The 25526-nt window shown below is 67.3% G+C and carries 24 protein-coding genes and 1 tRNA gene; 11 read left to right on the top strand and 14 right to left on the bottom strand.

Annotation, left to right across the window (positions count from 1 at the left end; all coding sequences use genetic code 11):
• Nucleotides 1–2 precede the first annotated feature (2 nt).
• From RCH21_RS04610 to RCH21_RS04595, 4 genes are read right to left on the bottom strand one after another with little or no spacing between them, the layout of a single operon-like run.
• Nucleotides 3–551, bottom strand: a complete 549-nt coding sequence (locus tag RCH21_RS04610; protein ID WP_326963388.1) for a Na+/H+ antiporter subunit E — start codon at nucleotides 549–551, stop codon at nucleotides 3–5.
• Nucleotides 548–2158 carry a Na+/H+ antiporter subunit D gene (locus RCH21_RS04605; RefSeq protein WP_326963387.1) on the bottom strand — a complete coding sequence of 537 codons (1611 nt, stop codon included), beginning with the start codon at nucleotides 2156–2158 and terminating at the stop codon, nucleotides 548–550. Before RCH21_RS04605 ends, RCH21_RS04610 begins: the two co-directional genes overlap by 4 nt.
• Nucleotides 2155–2586 carry a Na(+)/H(+) antiporter subunit C gene (locus RCH21_RS04600; protein WP_120147434.1) on the bottom strand — a complete coding sequence of 144 codons (432 nt, stop codon included), beginning with the start codon at nucleotides 2584–2586 and terminating at the stop codon, nucleotides 2155–2157. The genes RCH21_RS04605 and RCH21_RS04600 overlap by 4 nt, the downstream gene beginning before the upstream one ends.
• A complete protein-coding gene (locus RCH21_RS04595) occupies nucleotides 2583–5579 on the bottom strand; it encodes a Na+/H+ antiporter subunit A (protein WP_326963386.1) in 2997 nt (998 codons plus the stop codon). Before RCH21_RS04595 ends, RCH21_RS04600 begins: the two co-directional genes overlap by 4 nt.
• 152 nt (nucleotides 5580–5731) lie before the next feature.
• On the opposite strand from RCH21_RS04595, the gene RCH21_RS04590 reads away from it, so the two are divergent.
• Nucleotides 5732–7120: an MFS transporter gene (locus RCH21_RS04590; RefSeq protein ID WP_120147436.1), complete on the top strand. Its 1389-nt coding sequence runs from the start codon at nucleotides 5732–5734 to the stop codon at nucleotides 7118–7120.
• 19 nt (nucleotides 7121–7139) lie between these two features.
• Here the strand turns inward: RCH21_RS04590 and dcd are convergent, their stop codons facing one another.
• Nucleotides 7140–7715 (bottom strand): dCTP deaminase, encoded by a 576-nt coding sequence (dcd, locus tag RCH21_RS04585; protein ID WP_120147437.1) that lies wholly within the window; start codon nucleotides 7713–7715, stop codon nucleotides 7140–7142.
• Between the two features lie 32 nt (nucleotides 7716–7747).
• Nucleotides 7748–8602 (bottom strand): tryptophan 2,3-dioxygenase, encoded by an 855-nt coding sequence (gene kynA, locus RCH21_RS04580; RefSeq protein ID WP_326963385.1) that lies wholly within the window; start codon nucleotides 8600–8602, stop codon nucleotides 7748–7750.
• Nucleotides 8603–8682: 80 nt separating this feature from the next.
• Here kynA and RCH21_RS04575 point away from each other — a divergent pair, with 80 nt between their 5' ends.
• The 10 genes from RCH21_RS04575 (at nucleotide 8683) to RCH21_RS04530 (ending at nucleotide 17227) form a co-directional block, all read left to right on the top strand.
• A complete protein-coding gene (locus tag RCH21_RS04575; RefSeq protein WP_326963775.1) occupies nucleotides 8683–9732 on the top strand; it encodes a M4 family metallopeptidase in 1050 nt (349 codons plus the stop codon).
• Nucleotides 9729–10163, top strand: a complete 435-nt coding sequence (locus tag RCH21_RS04570) for a protealysin inhibitor emfourin (protein WP_326963384.1) — start codon at nucleotides 9729–9731, stop codon at nucleotides 10161–10163. Before RCH21_RS04575 ends, RCH21_RS04570 begins: the two co-directional genes overlap by 4 nt.
• Before the next feature lie 26 nt (nucleotides 10164–10189).
• A tRNA-Gly gene (locus RCH21_RS04565) sits at nucleotides 10190–10260 on the top strand.
• 100 nt (nucleotides 10261–10360) lie between these two features.
• Nucleotides 10361–10792 (top strand): aspartate 1-decarboxylase, encoded by a 432-nt coding sequence (panD, locus tag RCH21_RS04560; RefSeq protein WP_326963383.1) that lies wholly within the window; start codon nucleotides 10361–10363, stop codon nucleotides 10790–10792.
• A 234-nt stretch (nucleotides 10793–11026) separates the two neighbouring features.
• Nucleotides 11027–12316, top strand: a complete 1290-nt coding sequence (locus tag RCH21_RS04555; RefSeq protein WP_326963382.1) for a sugar ABC transporter substrate-binding protein — start codon at nucleotides 11027–11029, stop codon at nucleotides 12314–12316.
• Nucleotides 12313–13326, top strand: coding sequence for a carbohydrate ABC transporter permease (locus tag RCH21_RS04550; protein WP_235830502.1), 1014 nt, complete (start codon nucleotides 12313–12315; stop codon nucleotides 13324–13326). Before RCH21_RS04555 ends, RCH21_RS04550 begins: the two co-directional genes overlap by 4 nt.
• Nucleotides 13326–14174 (top strand): carbohydrate ABC transporter permease, encoded by an 849-nt coding sequence (locus RCH21_RS04545; RefSeq protein ID WP_326963381.1) that lies wholly within the window; start codon nucleotides 13326–13328, stop codon nucleotides 14172–14174. Before RCH21_RS04550 ends, RCH21_RS04545 begins: the two co-directional genes overlap by 1 nt.
• Nucleotides 14175–14204: 30 nt before the next feature.
• Nucleotides 14205–15566, top strand: a complete 1362-nt coding sequence (locus tag RCH21_RS04540) for an ABC transporter ATP-binding protein (RefSeq protein ID WP_326963380.1) — start codon at nucleotides 14205–14207, stop codon at nucleotides 15564–15566.
• A 234-nt stretch (nucleotides 15567–15800) separates the two neighbouring features.
• Nucleotides 15801–16214, top strand: a complete 414-nt coding sequence (locus RCH21_RS04535) for a hypothetical protein (RefSeq protein WP_326963379.1) — start codon at nucleotides 15801–15803, stop codon at nucleotides 16212–16214.
• A gap of 26 nt (nucleotides 16215–16240) precedes the next feature.
• A complete protein-coding gene (locus tag RCH21_RS04530) occupies nucleotides 16241–17227 on the top strand; it encodes a hypothetical protein (RefSeq protein WP_326963378.1) in 987 nt (328 codons plus the stop codon).
• 86 nt (nucleotides 17228–17313) lie between these two features.
• Here RCH21_RS04530 and RCH21_RS04525 read toward each other — a convergent pair whose 3' ends face one another.
• From RCH21_RS04525 to RCH21_RS04490, 8 genes are all read right to left on the bottom strand, one after another.
• Nucleotides 17314–18411 carry an SDR family oxidoreductase gene (locus RCH21_RS04525; RefSeq protein ID WP_326963377.1) on the bottom strand — a complete coding sequence of 366 codons (1098 nt, stop codon included), beginning with the start codon at nucleotides 18409–18411 and terminating at the stop codon, nucleotides 17314–17316.
• A 115-nt stretch (nucleotides 18412–18526) separates the two neighbouring features.
• A complete protein-coding gene (locus RCH21_RS04520; RefSeq protein WP_326963376.1) occupies nucleotides 18527–20509 on the bottom strand; it encodes an NHL domain-containing thioredoxin family protein in 1983 nt (660 codons plus the stop codon).
• Nucleotides 20506–22641, bottom strand: a complete 2136-nt coding sequence (locus tag RCH21_RS04515) for a cytochrome c oxidase assembly protein (protein ID WP_442784664.1) — start codon at nucleotides 22639–22641, stop codon at nucleotides 20506–20508. The genes RCH21_RS04520 and RCH21_RS04515 overlap by 4 nt, the downstream gene beginning before the upstream one ends.
• Before the next feature lie 152 nt (nucleotides 22642–22793).
• Nucleotides 22794–23072, bottom strand: coding sequence for an HU family DNA-binding protein (locus RCH21_RS04510; RefSeq protein WP_104181350.1), 279 nt, complete (start codon nucleotides 23070–23072; stop codon nucleotides 22794–22796).
• A gap of 271 nt (nucleotides 23073–23343) precedes the next feature.
• Nucleotides 23344–23649 carry a 30S ribosomal protein S14 gene (gene rpsN / locus RCH21_RS04505; RefSeq protein WP_104116235.1) on the bottom strand — a complete coding sequence of 102 codons (306 nt, stop codon included), beginning with the start codon at nucleotides 23647–23649 and terminating at the stop codon, nucleotides 23344–23346.
• A gap of 2 nt (nucleotides 23650–23651) precedes the next feature.
• A complete protein-coding gene (gene rpmG, locus RCH21_RS04500; protein WP_019481734.1) occupies nucleotides 23652–23819 on the bottom strand; it encodes a 50S ribosomal protein L33 in 168 nt (55 codons plus the stop codon).
• Nucleotides 23819–24055, bottom strand: a complete 237-nt coding sequence (gene rpmB, locus RCH21_RS04495) for a 50S ribosomal protein L28 (RefSeq protein ID WP_120147448.1) — start codon at nucleotides 24053–24055, stop codon at nucleotides 23819–23821. Before rpmB ends, rpmG begins: the two co-directional genes overlap by 1 nt.
• A gap of 307 nt (nucleotides 24056–24362) precedes the next feature.
• Nucleotides 24363–25505 (bottom strand): glucose-1-phosphate adenylyltransferase family protein, encoded by a 1143-nt coding sequence (locus tag RCH21_RS04490; RefSeq protein WP_326963375.1) that lies wholly within the window; start codon nucleotides 25503–25505, stop codon nucleotides 24363–24365.
• Nucleotides 25506–25526 lie beyond the last annotated feature (21 nt).

Below are 25526 nucleotides of genomic sequence, written 5' to 3'. Positions count from 1 at the left end.
TGTCACGGGAGAGCCTCCTCTGCCCGGAGCGCGGCGAAGTCCGCCCTGGTTCCCATGATCCGTATCAGCCACGCCTCCGTGGCCCGGACGTCACGTCGGATCGCCTCGGCGTCCTCCTCGGACGCGACGTTCAGGCAGTGGAGGTACAGCGTCGACGTCGAACGGTCCACCTCGAGCACGAGGGAGCCGGGGATGAGTGAGAGGGCATGCCCCGTCGCGGTCACGAGAAAGTCGGAGTGGCTGCGGAGCTTCACGGCGACGACGGCGTTCCGCAGCTTCGGACCCTTGCTCACCGCCAGCCAGAACACCTCGACGCTCGCTGTCACCAGCTGGAGGAGGAACCTGCCGAGGAACGGCACCACCCAGAGCACGTTGAAGCGTCCCGTCAGCTCGACGGGCGGGAGGTAGAAGAAGTTCACGACGGCGTAGGCTATGACCGCCCCGAAGACGAGATTGCCGGGACCGAAGTCCTGCCAGAGCGCACCCCAAACGATGACGAGCCAGATGACGAGTGGAAGCTCCGTGATGAGGGGTATGTGCTGCCGGCTCATTCGTCCGCCCCCGCTCCGAGCACTGCCTCGATGTACGGGGTGCGGTCGAGCATCTCCTGGGCGGCGTCGTCACTCAGCGCGAAGAGGGGGCCGGCGAGCACCGTCAGCGCCAGCCCGAGTGCCACGAGGCCGATCGTGGGACCCGTCATGGAACCGGGCAGCAGCCTGACCGGGTCCTTACCGGCGAACCGGCCGGTGTCCTCCTCCGTCACGTGCCGCGACGTGCCCAGGCTGGAGCCGTCCGCCTTGCTGGCGAGCAGGATGGGATCCGGGTTCTCGGCGTCGGCCGGGCTGCGCCAGAACGCACGGTTCCAGACGCGTGCCATGACCAGGAGCGTGAGCAGGCTGGTCACCACTCCCCCGGCCACGAGGACGTAGGACAGCGGCGTACCGAGCTCGACACCGGCCTGGATCAGCCCCAGTTTGCCGAGGAAGCCGGAGAACGGCGGGATGCCCGCCAGGTTCATGGCCGGCAGGAAGAACAGGATCCCGAGCAGCGGCGACAGCCTGGCGAGGCCGCCGAGGCGGTCCACGTTCGCCGTGCCTCCGCGGCGCTCGATCAGGCCTGTGACGAGGAACAGGCTTGTCTGCACGGTGATGTGGTGCACCACGTAGTACACGGCCGCACCCAGCCCCAGCCGCGTGGAGATCGCGAGTCCGAAGACCATGTACCCGATATGGCTGACGAGGGTGAAGGACAGCAGCCTCTTGATGTCCGACTGCGCCAGAGCGCCCAGGATTCCCACCAGCATCGTGAGGAGGGCCACCACCATCAGGAGGGAGTTGATGCGGTCGCCGGGAAAGAGCAGGGTTTCCACCCTCACCATCGCGTACACGCCCACCTTGGTGAGCAGTCCGGCGAACACCGCGGTCACGGGCGCCGGTGCCGTGGGGTAGGAGTCCGGGAGCCAGAAGGAGAGCGGGAAGACGGCGGCCTTGATGCCGAATGCCACGAGCAGCATGAGGTGGAGCACCAACTGCGTCGCGGGATCCACCGTTTCGAGCTTCACGGCGAGGTCGGCCATGTTGATGGTCCCGGTGGCTCCGTAGATCATGGCGATCGCGATGAGGAACAGCATGGAGGACACCACGCTCACGACGACGTATGTCACGCCCGCGCGGATGCGCGGTGCCGTGCCACCCAGGGTCATGAGGACGTAGCTCGCGGTGAGGAGGATCTCGAACCCCACGTACAGGTTGAAGAGGTCACCCGTGAGGAAGGCATTCGACACCCCGGCCACGAGGATCAGGTAGGTCGGGTGGAAGATCGAGACCGGCCCGTCCTCGTCGCCGTCCGCCATGCCCTGGCCCGCAGCATAGATCAGCACCGAGAGGCTGACGGCGGAGGAGACCACGAGCATGAGCGCTGAGAACTGATCCACCACGACCACGATGCCGAAGGGTGGCTCCCACCCGCCGAGGCGCACCGCGTGCGTCCCGGCGGCAGGCGCGGCAAGCAGCATCACCACCTCGATCAGCAGCGTCACGCTCAGTGTGGTGATGCTCACCGCGCGCTGCGCCCGGGAGTGGCGGATGAGGATGAAGGTGACGGCTGCTCCGAGGAACGGCAGGACGACGGCGAGCGGCGCGAGATCGGCGGCGATCATCGTGGTTCCCCCTCGTCGGCGAATTCGGTCGTGTCGGCGATGATGTCGGCGTCGTCCTCGTAGTCGTAGCTGTCCTGGTCGGCGACGCGGCGGTCCTCGGGATCGTCCTGGACATCGTCCTCGCGGCCGAGCACCCAGGATCTGTAGATGATGCCGAGCATGAAGGCGGTAACGGCGAAGGTGATGACGATCGCCGTCAGGATCAGGGCCTGCGGCAGGCTGTCGGTGTAGTCCTCGGCCGCGGTGCCCGAGACGTAGAGCGGTGACTTCCCGCCCTCACCGCTCGTGGCGAGGATCAGGATGTTCGCCCCGTTGCCCATGAGGATCAGTCCGAGGAGCACGCGCGTCAGGCTGCGCTCGAGCAGGAGGTAGATCCCGGCGGCGAAGAACACCGCCATGAGCACGATCAGGGTGATGTTGACCGTCATCGCCGCGCTCCCTCGGTGGCGGGCGGAACGAGGGCGTCCGTGTCGGCGTCCTCCTCGACCGGGTCGTCGGTCTCGCTCCGCTCGTCGATCTCCGACCCGAGGCTCCGCAGTACGTCGAGGACCAGCCCGATGACGATGATGTAGACGCCGACGTCGAAGATGGTCGACGTCACGAACTTCACGTCGCCGAAGACCGGTACCCAGAACTCCAGGATGTAGCTCTCGAGCACAGCGCCGCCGAAGAACAGGGGCGCCGCCGCTGTCAGCGAGACGATCGCGAGGCCGACGCCGAGGAGGGTACCGGCACTGACCGGGCTGGCTTCCGCAAGCTCGAAGCGACCGCCCGCCAGGTAGCGGATGGCGAGTGCCAGGCCCGCGGTGAGCCCTCCTGCGAATCCGCCACCCGGCAGGTTGTGCCCGGCGAAGAGGAGGTAGATCGAGAGCACGATGATGGTGTGGAAGAGCAGCCGCGTGATGACCTCGAAGATGATGGACTGCCGCTCGGGAGCCAGGGTCCGCCCCGCAACCAGCCAGGGGTCACGGGAGACGTCCGCGAAGCGCGCGGCGAGGGTCCGCGCCGCACCCGCCCTGCCTCCTGCGTCCAGCGGCTCCTGGCCCCGGTCAACGGATCCGTCCTCGACGCCGTCGGCCCGGCGCCGTCGATCTCCGCGCCCACGGATGAAGATGAGGCTCGCGATGCCCGTCGCTGCTATGGCCAGGACAGTGATCTCGCCCAGCGTGTCCCAGGCGCGGATATCCACGAGCAGCACGTTGACGGCGTTGGCACCACCGCCCTCGTCATAGGCCATCTCGGGATAGGCGAGCGAGATGGGCGCCGCGTTCCTCGAGGCCATGGAGGACATCGCGATGACGGCCATGATGCCGCCGAAGGCTATCCCGAGCCCCGCGCGCAGGAGTCGGTGCCGGCTCTCGGCTCTCGTCCAGAGACGGGCCGGCAGCGAGCGCAGGGCGAGGACGAAGGCCACCAGCACGATCGTCTCTACGAGCAACTGCGTCAGGGCGAGGTCCGGTGCCCCGTGCAGGGCATAGATGACAGCCATGCCGTAGCCCGTGATACCGACCATGAGCACGGCCATGAAGCGCTTCGTAGCCCGCAGCGCGGCGACGATGCCCACGAGGATCGCGGCCGCGGCCACGACCTGCGCCGGTGACTGCGCGATCCGGAAGCTGGTGGGCATCGGCGCGTCGAAGATGATCAGGGCGGTGAGGGGCGTGACGACGGCAGTGGACAGGATGACGAAGAGGTAGAACGCGAGCGAACCACGCTGGGTCCGTCCCGTGATCCATACCGCGACGTCGTCCAGGACACCGACGGCGGACCGGTAGAGGACCTCGGCCTCGCGGACGGCGGGCAGCCGCCCCTGCACCCTCTCGAACGGTGCCCGGAGAAGGTACAGCGCCGCTCCCGCAGCGAGGGTGACGGCCGAGAGCAGGAGCGGCAGGTTGGCGCCGTGCCAGAGTGCTAGGTGCGAGGAAGCGCCATCGGACGGGAACAGGTCGGCATACGGCTGGATGGCGGTGTCCAGCGGAGCGGGCCAGAGACCGAACAGCACGGACGCTGCGGCGAGCACGGTGGGAGCCAGCAGGAAGGAAGCTCTTACGCGCCCGAAGTCGGTCTGAGGCGTCCCGTGCTTGAGGGCGAATGCGCCCCAGACGAATCGGGCGCTGTAGGCGAAGGTGAGGACGGACCCGAGCACGATCCCGCCCAGCAGGAGCGTCCCGGCCGCACCGTCGCCGGCCCGGTGCACGAAGGCTTCGTAGACGGATTCCTTCGCGACGAAGCCCAGCAGCGGCGGTACCCCCGCCATCGATGCGGCGGCGACGAGGGCGACGGCGAACAGGGCGGGGGACGTCGCTCCCACCCCGGACAGGATGCGGAGGTCCCGTGTCCCGGAGTGGTGGTCGATGATGCCCACCACCAGGAAGAGGGTCGCCTTGAAGAAACCGTGGGCAAGGAGGAGGCCGAGGCCGGCCACCGCGCCGTCGCGCCCTCCGAGTCCCACCACCATCGTCAGGAAGCCGAGCTGGCTCACCGTTCCGTACGCCAGGACGAGCTTGAGGTCGAACTGGCGCAGGGCACGCCAGCCGCCGAGCAGCATCGTCGCCATGCCGAGCACGAAGATGACCGGATGCCAGAGCGCCGTCTCGCTGAAGCCGGGAGCGAAGCGCGCCACGAGGAACACGCCGGCCTTCACCATGGCCGCGGCATGGAGGTAGGCGCTGACGGGGGTCGGCGCCGCCATGGCGCCGGGAAGCCAGAAGTGGAAGGGCACGAGCGCCGACTTGGTGATGGCACCGACCAGCACGAGGGCGACGGCGACGTCGATCAGCGGACCGCGTGCCACGAGCGCCTCCGCCCCGGCGAGGATCTCCGAGATGCGGTACGTCCCGGCCTCCTGGCCGATCATGACGAGTCCCACGAGCATCGCCAGGCCGCCGAGGGTCGTGATGATGAGGGCCTGGAGGGCGGAACGCCGGGCGGAGAGGCGGTGCCGTGAGTACCCGATGAGCAGGTAGGACAGGATCGTCGTCAGTTCCCAGAAGATGAACATGAGGATCAGGTCATCGGCCAGGACCAGTCCGAACATCGATGCGGCGAACGCGAGCAGTTGCGCACCGAAGGCGCCGATGTCCGGGTCGTCGCTCTCGAAGTAGCGGGCGCAATAGACCAGCACGAGGGCCCCGACCCCGAGGATCAGGATGCAGAGCACGGCTGCGAGGGCATCGAGGCGGAAGGCCAGCTCGAGCTGGAGGCTGGGGATCCAGGGGACGGTGACCGAGGGCGGGGCGCTCGGCCGGCCGGTCGGCGCGCCCTGATCGGAGGACAGGACCCGCGGTAGCTGCACGAGGAGCCAGGCGAAGCCGGCTGCAGGAGCGGCGGCGAGGAGGAGGAAGGCCGACCTGCCGAGCCGGGGAAAGAGAACGGGCGCCACGAGTGCCAACGCGAACATCGCGATCAGCACGGTGAGCATGGGGTCTCGATCTTCCACTGGGGGTCGGTCGGGCTGGTTCCAGTCTATCCAGCCGGGCAGCCGGACCTGACATCGCAGCCGGGGCGGCACTCCCACTCGACACCCCGGCGGTCCAGGCGTGACAGGGATCATACGGCGTTAGCATTCACCCTATGAGTACGCACCAGCAGGTTCCGCAGCCCGCGGAAGCCCCCGCCCTCGTCCCCTCCGTGGGTTCCGGCCGCATCTTCAGCAAGCCCGTCCTGGCCTGGGCGTCCTGGGACTGGGGCTCGGCCGCCTTCAACGCCGTCATGACCACCTTCGTGTTCACCGTGTACCTCACGTCGGAGGCTTTCGGCGGGGAGGAACGCGCATCCCAGGTACTCGGATGGGGGCTCGCCGGAGCCGGACTGCTGATCGCCCTGCTCGCGCCCGTCACCGGTCAGCGCTCCGACAGCGGGGGCCGCCGGAAGCTATGGCTCGGCGTGAACACCCTGATCGTCGCCGTCCTGACGGCGCTCTGCTTCTTCGTGTTCCCCAGCCCCGAGATGCTCATCCTCGGCGTCGCCCTCATCGCTGCAGCCAATATCTTCTTCGAGTTCGCCGGCGTCAATTACAACGCGATGCTGACCCAGATCTCGACGCCCGCCACCGTGGGCCGGGTCAGCGGTTTCGGCTGGGCGATGGGCTACGTGGGAGGAATCGTCGCGCTGGTGGTGGTCCTCGTCGTCTTCATCCAGCCGGTGGTGGACTGGGCCGGCGCGTCGGGCGAGAACGGGCTGAACATCCGCCTGGTGGCCGTGTTCTCCGCGCTGTGGTTCGCCGCGTTCGCCCTGCCCGTGATGTTCGCTGTGCCGGAGGTCCCGCGCAGGAGCAAGGCGGCCCAGCTCGGATTCCTCGCCTCGTACGGGCTCCTCGTGCGGCGCGTGAAGGCGATCTACCGCGAGAGCCCGCACACCATCTTCTTCCTGCTCGCGAGCGCCATCTTCCGGGACGGACTCGCTGCGGTCTTCACGTTCGGCGGCATCCTCGCTGCGGGGGCCTTCGGCTTCTCCGCCAGCATGGTGATCGTCTTCGCCATCGCCGCGAACGTCATCGCCGCGATCGGCGCCGTGGTCGGAGGCTTCCTCGACGACCGTATCGGCCCGAAGCGCGTCATCATCGGCGCCCTGATCGGTCTCCTGGTGGCGGGGACCGCGATCCTCCTGCTGGGCACCGAAACACATTCCTTCTTCGGCATGCAATGGACCTCGGACACGACGTTCTGGGTCTTCGGGCTGCTGCTGACCCTCTTCGTGGGACCGGCGCAGGCGTCGTCGCGCGCCTACCTCGCCCGCCTGGCTCCGGTGGGCGACGAGGCCGAACTGTTCGGCCTGTACGCGACGACGGGACGGGCTGTGAGCTTCCTTGCGCCCACGCTCTTCGCCCTCTGTATCGGGATCTTCGGCTCCCAGCTCTACGGCGTCATCGGCATCCTCGTGGTCCTGCTCGCGGGGCTCCTCGTCCTGCTGCCGGTCAAACCGCCCGCGCAGGTCACCCGCGCCGTCGTTCCCGAGGCGTAGGCCCCGTACCTCCGCGCGCTCAGATGTCCGTGCGGTGGAAGTTGAGGTGGCTGCGGGATGCCGTCGGGCCGCGCTGACCCTGGTAGCGGTTGCCGTACTCACCCGAGCCGTACGGGTGCTCGGCCGGGGACGTCAGCTTGAAGAAGCACAACTGGCCGATCTTGGAGCCCGGCCAGAGCTTGATCGGCAGGGTGGCCATGTTGGACAGCTCGAGGGTCACGTGTCCCGAGAAGCCCGGATCGATGAATCCCGCGGTCGAGTGCGTCAGGAGCCCGAGACGGCCCAGTGAGGACTTGCCTTCGAGGCGCGCTGCGATGTCGTCGGGCAGCGTGACGGTCTCGTAGGTGGACCCCAGGACGAACTCCCCGGGGTGCAGGATGAACGGCTCGTCCGGCGACACCTCGACGAGCCGCGTGAGGTCCGGCTGGTCCTCGGCCGGGTCGATGTGCGCGTATTTGTGGTTGTCGAAGAGCCGGAAGTAGCGGTCGATCCGGACGTCGACGCTGGAGGGCTGCACCATCGTGGCATCATGCGGTTCGAGGACGATCCGGCGGGCGGCAATCTCTGCTTTGATGTCGCGGTCTGAAATCAGCACCGTTCAAAACTACCAGCCCGGATCAGGCGTCCTCAGCGGCCGATCTCGGTGCGCACAGCGAAGAGTTCCGGGAAGAACGTGAGCTCGAGCGCCCGCTGGAGGAACCCGACGCCCGAGGAGCCGCCGGTTCCCGTCTTGAAGCCGATCGTGCGCGCCACCGTCTTCAGGTGGCGGAACCGCCAGAGCTGGAAGTTGTCCTCGAGGTCCACGAGTTCCTCGCACGCCTCGTAGATGTCCCAGTGTCCTGCCGCGTCCTCGTACACCGTCTTGTAGACAGCAACGAGCGCGGGCGTGAACTCGTGGGCCACGCTGACGTCCCGGGTGAGCAGGTCCTCGGGGATGTCGTACCCGCGTCTGGCCAGCAGGGCGATGAACTCGTCGTAGATGCTGCTCTGCCCGAGCAGTTCCGTCAGCAGGGCCTGGGCGGCCGGGTCGGCCTCGAAGACCTGGATCATGGCGGCATTCTTGTTGCCGAGCAGGAACTCGACGGCCCGGTACTGGTAGGACTGGAAGCCGCTCGCGGACCCGAGGTCACCGCGGAACTCCGCGTACTCCGACGGCGTGAGCGTCGCCAGGACGGACCACTGCTCCGTCAGTGAGCGCTGGATGTGCTTGATGCGGGCGATGCCCTTCATCGCGGCCCGCAGGTCGTCCGCCTGCAGGTACACACGCACGGCCCGGAGTTCGTGCAGCACGAGCTTCAGCCAGAGCTCGGACGTCTGGTGCTGGATGATGAACAGCATCTCGTCGTGGTGTTCCGGCGAGCTCACCGGATGCTGGGCGTCGAGCAGCCTGTCCAGCTCCAGGTAGGCGCCGTAGCTCATCTTGTCGGAAAAATCCCGCTCGATGCTCTGCTCGAGGTCCCGGGTGTTCCGTTCCACACTCATGCCGCAAGACTACGTCCCGCGGACGAGGATCCGAGTGTCGGTCCGCGGGTCTACGTTGGGACCAATCCAAGGGAGCCACCATCAGAAGAGTCCACTGCGGCATCGTTCCACCCCACCTCCTCACCCGTCTCGCGGCCCTGCAGGATCCGCGTCTCTCGGTCGCAGCCAGGGCTGCGCGGCATGCACTGCTCGAGCTCGACCCCTTGGTGCACGAGCGGTCGGAAGCACTTCGTGCTCCTGTGCGCCGCGGGTCCGCCGTGGTCGGGACCCTGAGGCGGCGCATCCACGACGCCGGCGGAAGGGAGGAACTCCCGGGGAACCTCGTTCGCGCCGAGGGCGCACCCCTGACCGGTGATGCAGCCACGGACGAGGCCTACGACGGCCTCGGCTCCACGTATCGGCTGTTCAGCGAGGAGTACGGGCGGTCCTCGATCGACGGCGCGGGAAAGCCCCTCGACGCGACGGTCCACTACGGTTCCAACTACGACAATGCCTTCTGGGACGGCGAGCGGATGGTCTTCGGCGACGGCGACGGCGAGATCTTCGGCCGTTTCACCGCCTCCCTCACCGTCATCAGCCACGAACTGACGCACGGCTTCACCCAGTACTCCACCAACCTCCAGTACCAGGGCCAGTCGGGTGCCCTCAACGAGTCGCTCTCGGACGTCTTCGGCGTCCTCGTGGAACAGCGCGAGCTCGGCCAGGACGCAGGGGCGGCGTCGTGGCTCGTGGGAGCGGGGATCTTCACCCCGGCCGTCGAGGGACAGGCGCTGCGTTCGCTCAAGTCACCGGGCACGGCCTACGACGACGACGTCCTCGGCAAGGACCCGCAGCCCGCCACCATGGCCGACTTCGTCGACACCACGTCAGACAACGGCGGAGTCCACATCAACTCCGGCATCCCCAACCAAGCGTTCTACCTGGCGGCCGTGGCTCTCGGCGGGAAGGCGTGGAAGGGGGTGGGTCGCATCTGGTACGACGCCGTGCTCAGCGGCAGCCTTCCGGCGGACTGCGACTTCCCCACCTTCGCACGGGCCACGAACGACGCCGCGGGCGAGCGGTACGGAGCCGGGAGCCGAGAAGCCGAAGCCGTTGCGGAAGCATGGTCGAAGGTGGGCGTACCGGCATGAAGATCGAGATCACGCGCTCGGGCGGCTTCGGTGGCATCACGCGCAGCTGGAGCCTCGAGGTCAGCGCGACGGAGGCGGAGCAGCGGTGGCTCCCCCTGGCAAGAGCCGAGGGCGGCATCGACCACGCCGACGCCCCGCGCGGCACCCGCGAACAGCGCGACCGATTCACGTACCGCATCGCCATCGGCTATACCGAGGTCTACGTCTTCGAGGGCCGGCCCGACGGTCCGTGGCGGGAATTGATCGACAGGGCACGGTCAGCGACGGCCGCCCCGTCCACGCCATCCGCAGCAACGCCACCAGCCGCGGCTCCACCCCCGGCACCCTCACCCGCGGACCACCACCGGACCACGGGTGATGCGACCCCGGAGGAGGCGGCCCCGGAGGAGGCGCGCGATGCCGGTCCAGGTAAGCCCCGAGAACTGTTGTAAGGTGATGGAGCGGTTTCAACTGCCGCGCGGGCGTAGCTCAATGGTAGAGCGCTAGCTTCCCAAGCTCGATACGCGGGTTCGATTCCCGTCGCCCGCTCTTTCCTCTTCCTCAGAGGCTGCCCCCACACCCCTCGGTGTGCCGAAGGACACCTACCGTAGCCGCCACCGGGCTCCGGCATGAGCAGTATCCTTGAGCGGTGAATCGCACCATGTTCAAATCGAAGATCCACCGCGCCACGGTCACCCACGCCGATCTCCACTACGTCGGATCCGTCACCGTGGACCTGGACCTTCTCGACGCCGCGGACATCCTCCCCGGCGAGCTCGTCTCGATCGTGGACATCACCAACGGTGCCCGCCTCGAGACGTACACGATCGCCGGCGAGCGTGGATCCGGGGTCATCGGCATCAACGGAGCGGCCGCGCACCTGGTGGAACCGGGCGACCTCGTCATCCTCATCACCTACGCGCAGCTGACGACCGAGGAAGCAAGCACCTTCGTCCCCACCGTCGTCCACGTGGATGCGGACAACCGGATCATCAAGCTCGGATCCGATCCGGCTGAAGCCCTGACCGACGACGTCGAGCGCCCTCCCTTCGCCCTGGACAACTCGGCACTACCCGCCTGAGGGCCGGGCTCAAGGCGCTCCCCCGACGGGGGCCGCATCCTACTGCCTTCCAGCGTGACCATTCCCCCGATATGTAATAGTAAGCTGGCTGTCTAGCGGTTTCGGTCGTCTAGGAATAAGGTCGAAAAAGCAAGCATGCTTAGGCTGTCGATTCGATTGAACCGCCAGCCGGGTTGTCTACGAGGATGTGGAGGCTCGGTACGAATGCCGACAAGTCGAACAACACGCAGCATCATGAAAAGCCGTCCGAAGGCCGCCGTCCTGGCAGGCCTCGTGATCGGCACACTGTCCATGAGCGGTTGTGGCCCTGCGGGGTCAGATAACTCCCTGACCTGGTACATCAATCCGGACGCAGGTGGCCAGGCCGCGATCGCGCAGAAATGCAGCGACGACTCCGGCGGTCGCTACAGCATCGAGACCTCACTCCTGCCGAGCGACGCCGCATCCCAGCGCGAACAGCTTGCGCGCCGCCTGGCGGCGGGAGACTCCTCGCTCGACATCATGAGCCTCGATCCTCCCTTCATCCCCGAGCTCGCGGAACCGGGCTTCCTTGCACCGGTTCCCGAGGACATCGCGCAGAGCACGTCCGAGAACGTCGTCGAGGGCGCCCTCGTCGGCGCGACCTGGAAGGACGAACTGGTGACGGTTCCGTTCTGGGCCAACACGCAGATCCTCTGGTACCGCAAATCGGTTGCCGAGGCGGCGGGGCTCGACATGTCCAAGCCCGTCACCTGGGACCAGATCATGGAAGCCGCCGCGAGCCAGGAGAAAACCCTGGGAGTGCAGGGCGCTCAGGCGGAATCGATGACGGTGTGGGTCAACGCGCTCGTCGAATCGGCGGGTGGCTCGATCATCGTCGATCCCGAGGCCACCGCCGATACGATCGAACTCGGTCTCGATTCGGAAGCCGGCGTCGCAGCCGCCGAGGTGATCTCGACGATCGGCAAGGAAGGTCTCGGGGGTCCCGGTCTGCCGACGCAGAACGAGAACGCATCACTCACCGCGTTCCAGGGCGACTCGGGATCCTTCATGGTCAACTACCCGTTCGTCTGGCCGGCCACGACGGCCGCGGTGGAAGCGGGCACGCTCGACCAGGCCGTCATCGACGATCTCGGCTGGGGGATCTTCCCGCGGATGTCCGCCGACCAGGAGTCGGCTCCGCCGCTCGGAGGTATCAACCTCGGCGTCGGTGCCGAGAGCGACAACCCCGAGCTCGCCTACGAGGCGATCCAGTGCATCGTCTCGGTCGAGAACCAGTCGGAGTACTTCGTGACCAACGGCAACCCGCCGTCCAACACCGAGGCCTACGAGGACCCGCGGATCGAGGAGTCCTTCCCGATGGCCGAGACCATCAGGGACTCCCTGCAGGTAGCAGCACCCCGTCCGCAGACACCGTTCTACAACGAGGTCTCCACCGGTATCCAGCAACGCTGGGCACCACCCGCCGACGTCGATCCCGACAGCACTCCGGAAACGTCGAGCGACTTCATCACTTCGGTCCTCAGAGGGGAGCAACTCCTGTGACTTCCGCCATCCCAGCGAAGACGACGACGGCGTCGTCGACCGACCCCGGTCCGCGCCTCGACACGGGCACCAGCACGACGAACGGCAAGACCCGGAAAGCGCCGAAACAGTACAGCGACCGCGTCCGCGCGGAGCGACGGCTCGGCTGGATCCTCGCCGGGCCGGCCTTCGTCATCATGCTGCTCGTCACCCTGTACCCGATCCTGCAGGCCATCTTCGAATCTCTCTTCCAGTTCCGGCTGACAGCCCCCGGAGAGCGTGAGTTCATCGGCCTCGGGAACTACGCGGTGATCCTCTCGGACCCCGTCTGGTGGTCCGGCCTCTGGACGACGGTCCTCATCACGATCATCACCGTCGCCGTGGAGCTCGTGCTCGGGTTCGCCCTCGCTCTCGTCATGCACAAGGCCCTGAAATCGGTACGCGGCCTGCTCCGGACCGCGATACTCGTGCCCTACGGCATCATCACCGTCGTCTCGGCGTTCGCGTGGTTCTACGCGTTCGACATCAATTCGGGCTACATCAACAACTGGTTCGGCTGGCTGCCGGGCATCGACGAGAACCTCAACTGGTTCGCACAGGGCCCCACTGCGCTGTTCGTCATCATGGCGTCGGAGATCTGGAAGACCACTCCGTTCATCTCGCTCCTCCTCCTCGCCGGGCTCGCCCAGGTGCCGGACGAGCTCAGCGAGGCCGCCAAGGTCGACGGTGCCACCTGGTGGGAGCAGATGCGCAAGGTGATCATCCCCAACATGAAGGCCGCGATCATGGTGGCCGTCCTGTTCAGGGCCCTCGATGCCTTCCGCATCTTCGACAACGTCTTCATCATGACCAATGGTGCCTATGGCACCGAAGTGCTGTCCCTCCTCGCCTACCGGCAATCGATCAGCAGGCTCGAGATCGGTCTCGGCTCCGCCGTCTCCGTCCTCCTGTTCCTCTGTGTACTGCTGATCTGTTTCGTGGCGATCAAGCTCTTCAAGGTCGATCTCGCCGGATCACAGGGAGGAAAGTAATGACGAACACCAGTACCAGGAACAAGGTCCTCTGGGCGATCGTCACGGTTCTCGTCCTCGTCTACGCGCTGTTTCCCGTGATCTCGATCCTCGCCACGTCGTTCAAGTCACCGAGCGACCTCACGAGTGGGAAGTTCCTGCCGTCGTCCGGCACGGCCACCACCAGCAACTACGAGCAGATCCTCGTAGGGGACGCCCAGGGCCTCTTCCTCTCGGCGCTGCGCAACTCGATCGGCATCACGCTGATCGCGACGTTCATCGCCGTCGTCCTCGCCACCCTGTGCGCCTACGCGATCGCCCGGCTCGATTTCCCGGGCAAGAAGCTCGTCCTGACCACCGCACTGGCGGTCTCGATCTTCCCCGTCATCTCGATCGTGACGCCCCTGTTCAACCTGTGGCGCACCATCGGTCTCTACGACACCTGGCTCGGGCTCATCATCCCGTACCTGTCTCTGACGCTCCCGATCTCCATCTGGACCCTGACCGCGTTCTTCCGGCAGATCCCCTGGGAACTGGAGCAGGCGGCGCAGGTCGACGGCGCGACGACGTGGCAGGCGTTCCGGAAGGCGATCGTTCCGCTGGCCGCACCGGGTGTGTTCACGACGGCCATCATCGCCTTCTTCATCGCCTGGAACGACTTCGTCTACGGGATCTCGCTGACGTCCACGGAGGCAGCGCGCCCCGTGCCCGCAGCACTCGCATTCTTCACCGGAGCCTCACAGTTCGAGGAACCGACCGGGGCCATCTCGGCGGCCGCGATCATCGTCACCATCCCGATCGTCCTGCTGGTCCTGCTCTTCCAACGCCAGATTGTTTCAGGCCTGACCTCGGGCGCCGTCAAGGGCTAACGCCCCCGGTTCAAGTAAAGGATTCGCACCATGGCTTCAATCACTCTCAACCACCTGGTCAAGAAATACGGTGACGGCTTCCCTGCCGTCAATGACGTCAGCATCGATATCGCCGACGGGGAATTCATCATCCTCGTAGGCCCGTCCGGCTGCGGCAAGTCCACCTTGCTGCGCATGATCGTGGGACTCGAGGACATCACCGACGGGGACCTCCTGATCGACGGCAAGCGCGTCAATGACAAGGCGCCCCGTGATCGCAACCTCGCGATGGTGTTCCAGAACTACGCCCTGTACCCGCACCTCACGGTGTACGAGAACATCGCGTTCCCGCTGCGCCTGGCCAAGGGTAAGCACTCCGAGGAGCAGGTGGACAAGCTCGTCACCGAGGCCGCCTCAACGCTCGAGCTCACGGACCACCTGCAGCGCAAGCCCGCGAACCTCTCCGGCGGCCAGCGGCAGCGCGTCGCGATGGGTCGCGCCATCGTTCGTCAGGCGGACGCCTTCCTCTTCGACGAGCCGCTCTCCAACCTGGACGCGAAGCTCCGCGGCCAGATGCGATCGGAGATCTCCCAGATGCAACGGCGCCTCGGCGTCACCTCCGTCTACGTCACCCACGACCAGACGGAAGCCATGACCCTCGGTGACCGCGTGGCCGTGCTGAAGAAGGGCGAGCTGCAGCAGATCGCCTCACCGCGCGAGCTGTACGAGCAGCCCGTCAACCTCTTCGTCGCCGGGTTCATCGGTTCGCCGTCCATGAACTTCCTGCCCGCCACCGTCGAGGGCAATGTCCTGAAGACCGCCCTCGGAGACCTCGACCTTCCCGCCGAGAAGGCCCGGAAGGCCGCAGGCAAGAAGGTGGTCCTCGTCGGCGTCCGGCCCGAGTTCTTCGAGGATGCCAAGCTCGTGGAGGACCACAAGCGGTCCAACGGCTCCACCTTCAAGGCGACACTCACGCATACCGAGTGGCTCGGGAACGAGCAGTACGGCTACATCAACTTCGATCCGGCCCCGGAGATGCGCGAACTGCTCAACAACCTCGCGCGGGATATGGACGCCGACGAGTTGCGCCCACAGGTGGTCGTGACGTTGGATGCCGCCAGCCGGATCCGTGGCGGCCGCGAGGCGGAGATCTGGCTGGACACGCGCAAGCTCCACCTGTTCGACGCCGAGAGCGGCGAGAACCTGACACGCGATGCGGAGGCCGGTGCCGAACTCACGCGCGAGGCGGGCGAGGAACGGGCGGAGGAGATCGCAACAGCGCAGCAGGCGGACGGGCAGGCCGCCGGCGGAGGTTTCGGCACGTCCACGCACGGGAACGGGAACGGGAACGGCACCACCGTCGATGCCGGTGCGGGTCGCTCGGGCGGCGCGACGGCGGCCCGAGGCAAGTAGTCCGGAGGCTGACAGAGCCGGAAACGAGCACGTCCTCGCGAGCTGTGCAGACAGGACCGGCACCCGGCAGGGCGCCGGTCCTGTCTGTGTAGTCTGGCCCTATGGTCGAACACGACGGCGCCGAGCAGGCCGCCGACCCCACCCCCGGACACGTCGTCGAGGGTCCAACCCTGCACCTCGGGGCAGCCGGCACCAGGGTTTGCAAGCGGAAATGGTGCTGAGGAACCGTCGCCCGTGTCTGGTGCGCCTGGACGCACGCCGGTGATCGCCCTCGAGATCGTCAGCTCCACGCTCGTGGCGCTGGGCCTGGGGCTCCTGATAGCCGCGCTCACCATCCGGCTGATCTACGGCTCGTGGACCAAGACGCAGGCCATCACCTTCGAGCACGAGGGCCATCCCTACCTCCGCTGGCACGACCACCGGTATCGCATCGTCGAGGCCCTGTGGTCCAGCGGCACGCCACGGCGCGGTAGGGGTTCAGCGGCGCCTCAGCCCTGGACGCCGGGCGAGGACGTCACGATCTACTACCACGCGCGCCAGCCGACCCACTGGTCCTTCGACGAGCCGTATCGCGGCACCCGGGTCATCGCCGTCGTCGGGCTCGCCTGCGCCATCTCCGGAGCACTGCTCGGCTTCCTTCCCGCCTGACGCAGCTCAGCCGGTACCGTGGTGGGGTGCAGACAACCCCGGTCGTGAAAGTCCTCGCAGCCTGGCTGCTGGGACTCATGCTCGTCGGCGCCGCGTTCTTCGCCACCGTCTCCGTGATGAATGGAAAGCTTTACAGCCCGGAGCATCAGGTCGGGCTGTACCTCGATGCGCTGCGCGACGGTGACGGCGGCAAGGCGCTCGGGCTGCTGAACGCCTCCGTACCGGAAGGCTCCAACCCCACGCTGCTCGACGGTGATGCCCTCCGCAGGGCGAGCGAACCCCTCGAGGACCTGGAGGTGGGCGACGCGCGCCGGACAGCGAACGACCGCGTGGAGGTACCCGTGACCTACACCCTCGAGGGAGCCGAGGCCACGAGCGTCTTCGCCCTCGAGCGCACGGGCACCGAATGGGGATTGTTCAACGTGTGGGAGTTCGAGCAGACGGTCCTGCCGACCGTCGAGGTCACGGCACTGAACAGTGTGGAGGCGGCGGTGAACGGGGTCGACGTCGGCCTCCCCGACGGTAGCGCGGCCCTCGCCGCCTTCTACCCGACTTCCGTCACCGCGCAGTACGAGGGCAAGTATTTCTCCGCACCGGAGCGTCATGCGACGGTGACGAGCCGGGAGACACCGCCGCCGCCCCTCGCGCTCGCCACGGAGGCGACGCCCGAACTGATCCGGGCCGTCGACGACCAGCTTCACGCCTTCCTCGACGGCTGCGCCGAACAGACCGTCTTCCAGCCGACGAACTGCCCGTTCAACTACCCCACCAACGAGCGGCTGGCCGGCGACATCGCCTGGACCATCGAGGAGTATCCGGCCGCCTCCGTCACCCCGAACGACGGCGCCTGGCTGCTCGCCCCCCTCCGCGGGAGTGCCCGCATCGAGACGCAGCTCAGGGACTTCTTCTCGGGCGAGGTCCGGGACGTCTCGGAATCCGTCCCGTTCGAGTTCACCGCCGATCTCACGGTGAGCGAGGATGCCATCACCGTCACGCCCGTGGTCCGCTACTAGCCGGTTGCCGGGCCGCTACCGGGTCTCTACCGGGTCTCGTCGGCCCAGCGGCTTCCGGCACTGGTCAGGGAAGCTTCCGGCACTGGTCAGGGGATGAGATGCTCGGCTCGATAGCGCTCGAAGAGGCCGATGAACGCGTCGACGGTCCTCCGGTACCCGGTGAAGCCGGCCACACGGCTCTTGCCCATGTCCGTGACCACCTCGATGTCGCGGCCCAGGTCGCCGTCCGTGTGCCACCAGGATGCCACCCGATCCAGTGCAGGCTCCACGAGTCCATGGCGCTCTGCCAGTTCCGCCCACTGCGCTTCCCGTCCGGCCATGGCCTGCTCGAGCGGGCGCGGCGCCTGATCGAAGCCCTCCCAGCTGACACCGAAGTAGTCGGCAAGCTGCGGCCACATCCAGCGCCACCGGAACACGTCCCCGTTGACGATGTTGAAGGCCTCATCGGCGGCGGCACCGGTGGTCGACGCCCAGACCATGTGCTCGGCGAGGAGCCCGGCGTCCGTCATGTCGGTGAGGCCGTTCCACTGCGTCTCCGAGCCGGGGAACACGAAGGGCTCACCCGACTCACGGCACAGTGACGCCTGCACGGCGAGGGTCAGTCCCATGTTCATGGCGTTGCCGACCGCGTGCCCGATCACGGTGTGCGCGCGATGCACCGACCAGGTGAAGCCCTGCTCGGCCGCTGCGGCGAAGAGCTCGTCCTCCTGCGCGTAGTAGAAGTTCCGGACGGGCAGGCGCGGCTCCTCCTCGTGGAACGGTGTGTCCGCCATCTCGCCGGCCGCATAGGCCTCGAAGGGGCCGAGGTAGTGCTTCAGTCCCGTCATGAGGGCCACGTGGGCGATCCCCTTTCCGCGGAGGGCGAGGAGCAGGTCCCGGACCATCCCGGCGTTGACGCTGATGTTCTCCTCCTCGGTGTCCTGCCGGGACCAGGCGGTGAAGAAGACGTGCGTCGGGTGCTCAGGGGCGAGGGCGGCAGCCACCGCTTCAGCCGACGTCAGGTCCGCCGGGAGCCAGCGGACGCCGTCGCGCGCGGCACCAGGCCTCCGGGACAGGGCGAGGACGGGCCAGCCGTCCGCGGTGAGCTTCTCGACGAGCGCCGAGCCGGCGATGCCCGTGGCTCCGACCACGAGTGCCGTGCGTGGTCCGTCGTGTGCTGTTGCGGGTGCGGTGTCGATGGTCATGCGCTCCTTCTGTGCTGCCGATCAGTCGTCGGCGGGATTTCTGCAGGCGCCACAGGGCCCTGTCGCGGTTCCTGCTTCCACCGTCGGCTACGCAGGGAGTGGACCACGGAACCGATCAGTCGAGGCCGCGCAGGTCCAGGGTCAGCTCGGTGCCGCCGTCGGCCGTGACAGTGACCGGGATGCCCCAGTCCTGCTGGTAGAGGTGGCAGGCGGCGTGGTCGGGGATGTCGCCGCCGGGCTCGCCGTCGCAGGAGGCCGCCCGTGCGGTGATGTGCAGGACGCCGTCGCCCGCGTCCGGGGAGAGTACGAGCTCCCGCGTCAGGCCCGTGGACGTGCCGCCCCCGGATACCAGGAGGGTCTCCGGGGACGAGCTGATCTTCAGCTGGGTAGGATCCCCCCAGCGGTCGTCCAGCTTCTGTCCCCTGGGCGCGCTGAAACGAACGGTCAGGGCCACGGGTTTCGCGGACATCGGTGTCGTGGGTCGCTGGGTCTGCGACGCACCCTCGTCGACGGCGAGCGCCTCCCTGGGCAGCGGCACGCGGATGAGCTGGTGCCGGTTGGTCTCGACGACGATGAGCAGCGGGTCTCCGCCATCGGCCACGGGTGTCATGTCCACCAGCACATCGGACGGTTCGGAGAGTCCCCGGAGCAGCGTGGACACCTGTCGCGTGGCGGGGTCGTAGCGACGGACGGCGCCGTTGTAGGTGTCCGCGATGGCGATGGAGCCGTCGGGCAGTGCGGTCACGCCGAGTGGGTGCTGCAGGCGGGCCTGGTCGGCATCGCCGTCGCGGAAGCCGAAGTCGAAGAGCCCCGTGCCGACGGCTGTCTGCACCTGGATCCGGTTGCGTCCGTTGACTTCGATGAAGGACAGGAGGCGCACGGAGGACGTCTCGGAGTCGGCGATCCAGATGGTGCCGTTGGCATCCTCGGCGAGGCCGGAGGACTGGGCGAACCAGGCTGCGGAGGCATCGCCGTCCAGCAGTCCCTCGAGCCCGGTGCCGGCGAGGACCTCGACGGAGTGCGTGCGGGGGTCGTAGGTGAAGATCTGGTGCGTGCCGGCCATGGCGATGACGACCCTGTCCAGCACGGACGAGTAGAGGACGTCCCAGGGTGACGACAGCGAGACGTGCAGTGCGTCCGTGCCGAGCTGGGTCTCCGTCAGGCGCGGAGTCACGCTCTCGGCGCCGACCTCGAACGCGTTCTCCTGCCGGCCCGTCTTCGTGTGGTTCCCGGCGTCGAGCAGGCGCTGTATGCCGTTGCCGGCGAGCGTACGCACCTCACCCGTGGCGAGGGTGACCCCGCGGAGGCGGTGGTTCACGGAGTCGGCCACGACGACGTCGTACCCGACCTCGGCGGCCAGCCCGGCCGGCAGCAGCGCGACGCCCTGCGGCTCGTTGAACTGCGCTTCCGCGGCGCTTCCATCCAGGAAGCCCTTGGTGCCGGAGCCGATGGTCCGGCGCACGGTGACGAGGTCCGCTTCGAGCTCGACGAGCCGGTGGTGGCCGGTATCGCCCGCGAGGAACGTGCCACTCGCGGGCAGCGCGAGGAGTTTGCCCGGGAACTTGAGGTCCCCCGCCGCACTCTCGGTGGGGACGTAGGGGCCATCGCCACGGTGGAGCGTGCCTTTCGCCTCGTGCTCGGTGACGAGCTCCTCGACGAGGGACGTGAGTCCCGCGGCGTGCCCCTCGCCGGAGAGGTGCGCCACGATGTAGCCCTCGGGATCGATCACCACGAGCGTGGGCCAGGCACGGGCCGTGTAGGCCTGCCAGGTGGTCAGCTCCGGGTCGTCGAGGACGGGGTGGTGGATCTCGTAGCGCTCGACGGCGGCAGCGAGGGCTGCCGGATCGGCCTCGTGCTCGAACTTCGGCGAGTGCACGCCGACGGTGACGAGGACGTCCGAGTACTGCTCCTCCAGGGGCCGCAGCTCGTCGAGGACGTGCAGGCAGTTGATGCAGCAGAACGTCCAGAAATCGAGGACGACGATCTTTCCTCGCAGGTCCTCGAGCTGGAGCTGCTTCCCGCCTGTGTTGAGCCAGTTACGGCCGGTCAGCGCTGAGCCGCGCACGCGGTAGCCGGTGCGCACGGTGGTCTCGGTCATTCATCGTCTCCTGCGGTGGTGGTCGTCCGCGCCGAGGGTTGCTGCGCAGGAGGCCGGGGTCCGGCGTCGCGCACGGCGAGGTCGGCGAACATGCTGTTGTAAGCCGTGAGGTCGGCGTCGTTATTCCTGTCCGCCGCACGGTCCTTGCGTTTCGTCTCCCTCGCGTCGGAACGGGACCATACGACGGCCACCCCGATCGCGAGCAGGAGCGTGGGGATCTCGCCGACCCCCCAGGTGACAGCGCCACCCACCTGTTGGTCGGCGAGGGCGGAGGCGCCCCACTCGCGGCCCATGTTGCCGAACCAGGAGGCTTCGAGGAGTGAGGTGGATCCCATGAGCGTGACGCCGAAGAAGGCGTGGAACGCCATGGTCGCGAAGAGGAGCAGGATCCGCATCGGGTAGGGAGCCCGGAACGGCACCGGGTCCGAGCCGATCATCGAGAGCACGAAGATGTAGCCCGTGATGAGGAAGTGGGTGATCATCAGCTCGTGTCCGACGTGCTCACGCAGGGCGAACCCGAACAGCGGCGAGTAGTAGAACACGATGATCGACGCGACGAAGTTGCCCGCTGCGAACAGCGGATGGGTGATGATCCTCGACGGCCAGGAATGCACGATCACGAGGATCCACTCCCGGAGGCCGCGGGTACCGTCACGGCGCGCACCGAGCGCCTTGAGGGCAAGGGTCACGGGGGCGCCGAGGACGAGGAACAGCGGCACCACCATCGTCAGCGCCATGTGGTCGACCATGTGTGCGCTGAAGAGGACCATCCCGTAGACGGCGGGGGGCCCGGAGGTGAAGTATGTCAGGAGAGCCAGGCCCACGAGCCAGCTGAGGAGCTTCACGACGGACCAGGAATCACCGCGGCGGTGGAGCTTGACCATCCCGAGGACGTAGGCGACGCCGAAGGTCAGCGCGACGGTGATCCACAGCCAGTCGGGCCGCCACTCCGTCAGCCAGCGGGCCATGGTCGGCTCCGGCGGGAGATCGTACCCGGTGAGGATCCGGGCCGGGCCCGCCTCCGTCGGCAGCACCTCGGAGCGGGGCGGGGCCGTGCGGCCGAGGGCTCCTGCGACGCCGGACACAGCACCCATGATGACCAGCTCGACGGCGATGAGCTGCCACAGCACCCTGCGTGCCGAGAGCTTCGACGCGGCAGTGCCGGATGAAGCCTCGAGCTGCGGGATGATCCACTGCCGGTGCATCCAGCCGATCCCGCCGAGCAGCAGGGTGGCGACGGTCTTGAAGGTGACGAGCAGGCCCCACTCGGAACTGAGCTGTGCGAGGTCGGTGATCCGGAGGCTCGCATTCACCACGCCGGACGCCACCACGAGGATGAACGCGAAGCCGGCGAGGGCGGAGAACCGCTTGAGGACAGGCAGTGCCTGGTTCCCCAGCGTGCCGCTCACCACGGCCAGGGAGATGATGCCGCCGACCCAGAGGCAGACGCCCACGAGGTGGAGTGCGATCGAGTTGACGGCCGCGTTGTGGTCATCGCCACTGGCGGAGTGCCCGACCAGGGCAACGGGCAGCAGGTTCAGCAACGCCAGCACCAGGGTCAGTGCCAGCCCGGTCTGTGAACGCACCCCGAACAGGATGGTCGCGAGGACGGCGGAGGCTATCGACGTCACGAGCCACGCACGACCGGTGGAGAAGTCGGTGATGAAGGCCGCGAGGCCCTGCGTATAGGCGGGGTCGGTGCTGAGCGGCAGTCCCGCGGCGTCGGAGTAGGTGAAGACCATGACTCCGAGCGCGCCGATGGTCCAGGCCACCGCGGAGACGGAAGCCAGGATCAGGACGCGGGAGAACGCGGGATGCTCGGCTGCGGTCTCCTTCGGCTTGCGTCCGCCCGTGCCTACCGTGCGAGGCAGCATGACGACGGCGAAGACGAGGGCGCCGATGGTTCCTGCGGCCGCCGTGTTGTTCAGGACCTTGGCGACGGGCAGGCCCCACCGGGTCAGGGCGCCGGGATCTCCGAGCTGCCGGGCTGCTGCTGCACCCGAGTAGAACAGGGCGACGACGAGCGCGGCAAGCATGACGACGCCCGCGAGGACCAGCCAGCCCGTCGCGACGGCGCGCTCCGAAGAGGCGGTGGCGAGGGTTTCGCGCGGTTGCTTCGCAGTAGTCGACACGTACACCATTCTCTACCCGGAGTAGAAATAGGGCCAATCTCCTGGTGGTTCCCATCGTGGGGTCCCACCGCGTGCCCGACACGTCCGATCATGACGAAGGGCCGCCGCCGTCATGGCAGCGACCCTCCCGTCATGCGGAATGTTCCTGCGAATTACTTGGCGGAAGCCTTCAGCTTCGAGCCTGCGGTCAGCTTGACGCTGTGGCCCGCGGCGATCTGGATGGTCTCACCGGTCTGGGGATTGCGGCCGGTGCGTGCTGCACGGCTGGTGCGCTCGACGGCGAGCCATCCGGGAATGGTGATCTTCTCATCCTTGGCGATGGACTCGGCGAAGACGTCAAACAGGGCGTCGAGGACGCCATTGACGGCGGCCTGGCTGGTGTCGGCCTTCGCCGCTACCTCGGCAACAAGTTCACTACGGTTTTTAGCCAATTTAGGTCCTCCTGGACGTCACTCTTCGGAACGAGCTTTTCACGGTATTCGAAAAGCCTCTGTCCGAAAACCTATCAGCTTGGGCGCCCTCTTCCGCGTGTTTACGCGGCTTTTCAGCATAAACCCGCCGTTTCCAGGGGTGTTTTACGCCTCGGCCGACCGCCGTCGTCGTCGAAACGCAGGAAGCCGGCAACCCGGAGGTTGCCGGCTTCCCGGTGTCACCGCTCGAAGCGGATGGAGGTACTGCAAGGGCATGATACCCCGGCGGCTGCTACCAGCTCGACTTGGTCACGCCGGGCAGTTCGCCACGGTGGGCCATGTCGCGGAACCGGATGCGAGAGATACCGAACTTCTGGATGGTTCCACGGGGACGACCATCGATCTGGTCGCGGTTGCGCAGGCGCACCGGTGAAGCGTTGCGGGGAAGCTTCTGCAGGCCGAGGCGTGCCGCTTCGCGTGCTTCGTCGGTGGCGTTCTCGTCGACGAGGGTCTTCTTAAGCTCGAGGCGCTTGGCCGCGTAGCGCTCGACGATGACCTTGCGCTGCTCGTTACGAGCAATCTTTGACTTCTTGGCCATGGTTAGCGCTCCTCTCGGAATTCGACGTGCTTGCGGATCTTGGGGTCGTACTTCATCAGGACCATGCGGTCCGGGTCGTTACGACGGTTCTTGCGCGTCACGTAGGTGTAGCCCGTCCCGGCGGTGGACTTCAGCTTGATGATCGGACGTACGTCCTTGTCCTTTGCCATTAGAGCTTCACACCCCTCGCGAGGATCGATGCAACGACTGCCTCGATGCCGCGGACGTCGATCGTCTTGATGCCGCGGACGGAGACCTGCAGCGTCACATTGCGGCGCAGGGAAGGCACGTAGTAGCGCTTCTTCTGAATGTTGGGGTCGAACCGGCGCTTGTTGCGGCGGTGCGAGTGCGAAATGCTGTGTCCAAAGCCGGGCTCGGCTCCGGTCACTTGGCAGTGGGCTGCCATAACTCTCCTCCAGATTAGATGAACGTGACGGAATCACTTGTTGAGCGTCCCGCCACCAGTAATGACACCGCTATTACTGCAGCTTTCCGGAGGTTGACCCGGCAGGGTGAGAACCTGCCAGAGTGCCTCGCCGCGGGGAAGACGGTGAAGATTAGGCGGCGCACGGCCTTGCGGCCGGCACAGCCTTAAATTCTAGGTAGTCACGGGTAGCCGGGCAAATCCCATCCTGTCCAGGGAACAGGGCGGCACCCGCCGTAGCCAAACGCCTTACCATACTACCGACAGGATCTGGCTTGACCAAAACGGATCAGTCGCTCGTCCTGCCGTGGCGGTCCACGACGGCGGGCGTGTCCGGACCGGCGCCGATGCGCTCCCCGGACACGACGGCGTCCGAATCGACGATCGCCCACTTCACGACCGCCCCTTCCTCGACCCGCACTCCGCCCAGCAGCACCGAGTCCTCCACGACCGCCCCGGCTGCGACGGAGGCCCCCGACCCGATCACGCTCCTGCGGACGGTGCCATGCACGGCGGCCCCCGGCGAGATCAGCGAGGTCACGATCACGGCGCCGTCCCCGACGAACGCCGGTACCAGCTGCGGCGGCTCGGTGAGGATCGGCCAGTCCGCTGCTCCGAGGTCGAGGCCCTTGCCCTCCACGAGGTCGAGGTGCGCCCGGAGATAGTTGGCCGGCGTCCCGAGGTCCCGCCAGTAACCCTGGAGCCGGTGCTCGACGACCGCGTGCTGCTCCACGAAGTGCGGTACCAGGTGGTGTCCGTAGTCCCCGAGGCCGTCGTTCTTCCCGCTCAGGTGGTCGAGTGCATCGAGCAGCGCCGCCGTCGAGTAGAGGAAGATCTCCGCTGCCACGATGCTCGTCCGCGGCTCCTCCGGCTTGTAGGCGAAATCGGTCACGCCGCCGTCGTCGTCGACCGACACCAAGCCGTGCTGGGAGGCATCGCCATCGAAATCGACGGTGACCATGGTGAGGGAGGCGCCCGCCCGGAGGTGGGTGTCGACGACGTCGCGGTAGTCGAGGCGGTACAGGTGGTCCGAGCTGAGCACCAGGACGAGGTCGGGCGCGAAGTCGCGGATGAACGCCGACTGCCGCAGCAGTCCGTCCGCGTTGCCCTCGGCGAACCCCTCCCCCTCGTGCCCGCTGAAGGGAGGCAGGACGAGCAGGCCGCCCCGCGTGCGGTCGAGGTCCCAGGGCCTGCCGTTCCGGAGGTGATCATTGATGGTCTTCGGCTGGTACTGCTCCATGATCCACACGTCGGAGATGCCGCTGTGGTGCAGGTTGGACAGGGGGATGTCGATGAGCCGGAAGCTGCCACCCAGCGGCATCGCCGGTTTGGCGCGGTGGTCCGTCAGGACCCCGAGCCGTCCCCCGGCGCCGCCCGCCAGCACGATCGCGAGGACGCGGGGCTGGTGCCGGAACTGTACCTGCTGGTCCATCTGCTGTCCTGTCCTGGGGTC

Origin of the sequence: Arthrobacter sp. PL16 (genome assembly GCF_035985055.1) — a bacterium.
GTDB classification, from domain to species: Bacteria; Actinomycetota; Actinomycetes; order Actinomycetales; family Micrococcaceae; genus Arthrobacter_D; species Arthrobacter_D cheniae.
This window is presented reverse-complemented; position numbering and strand designations above follow the sequence as displayed.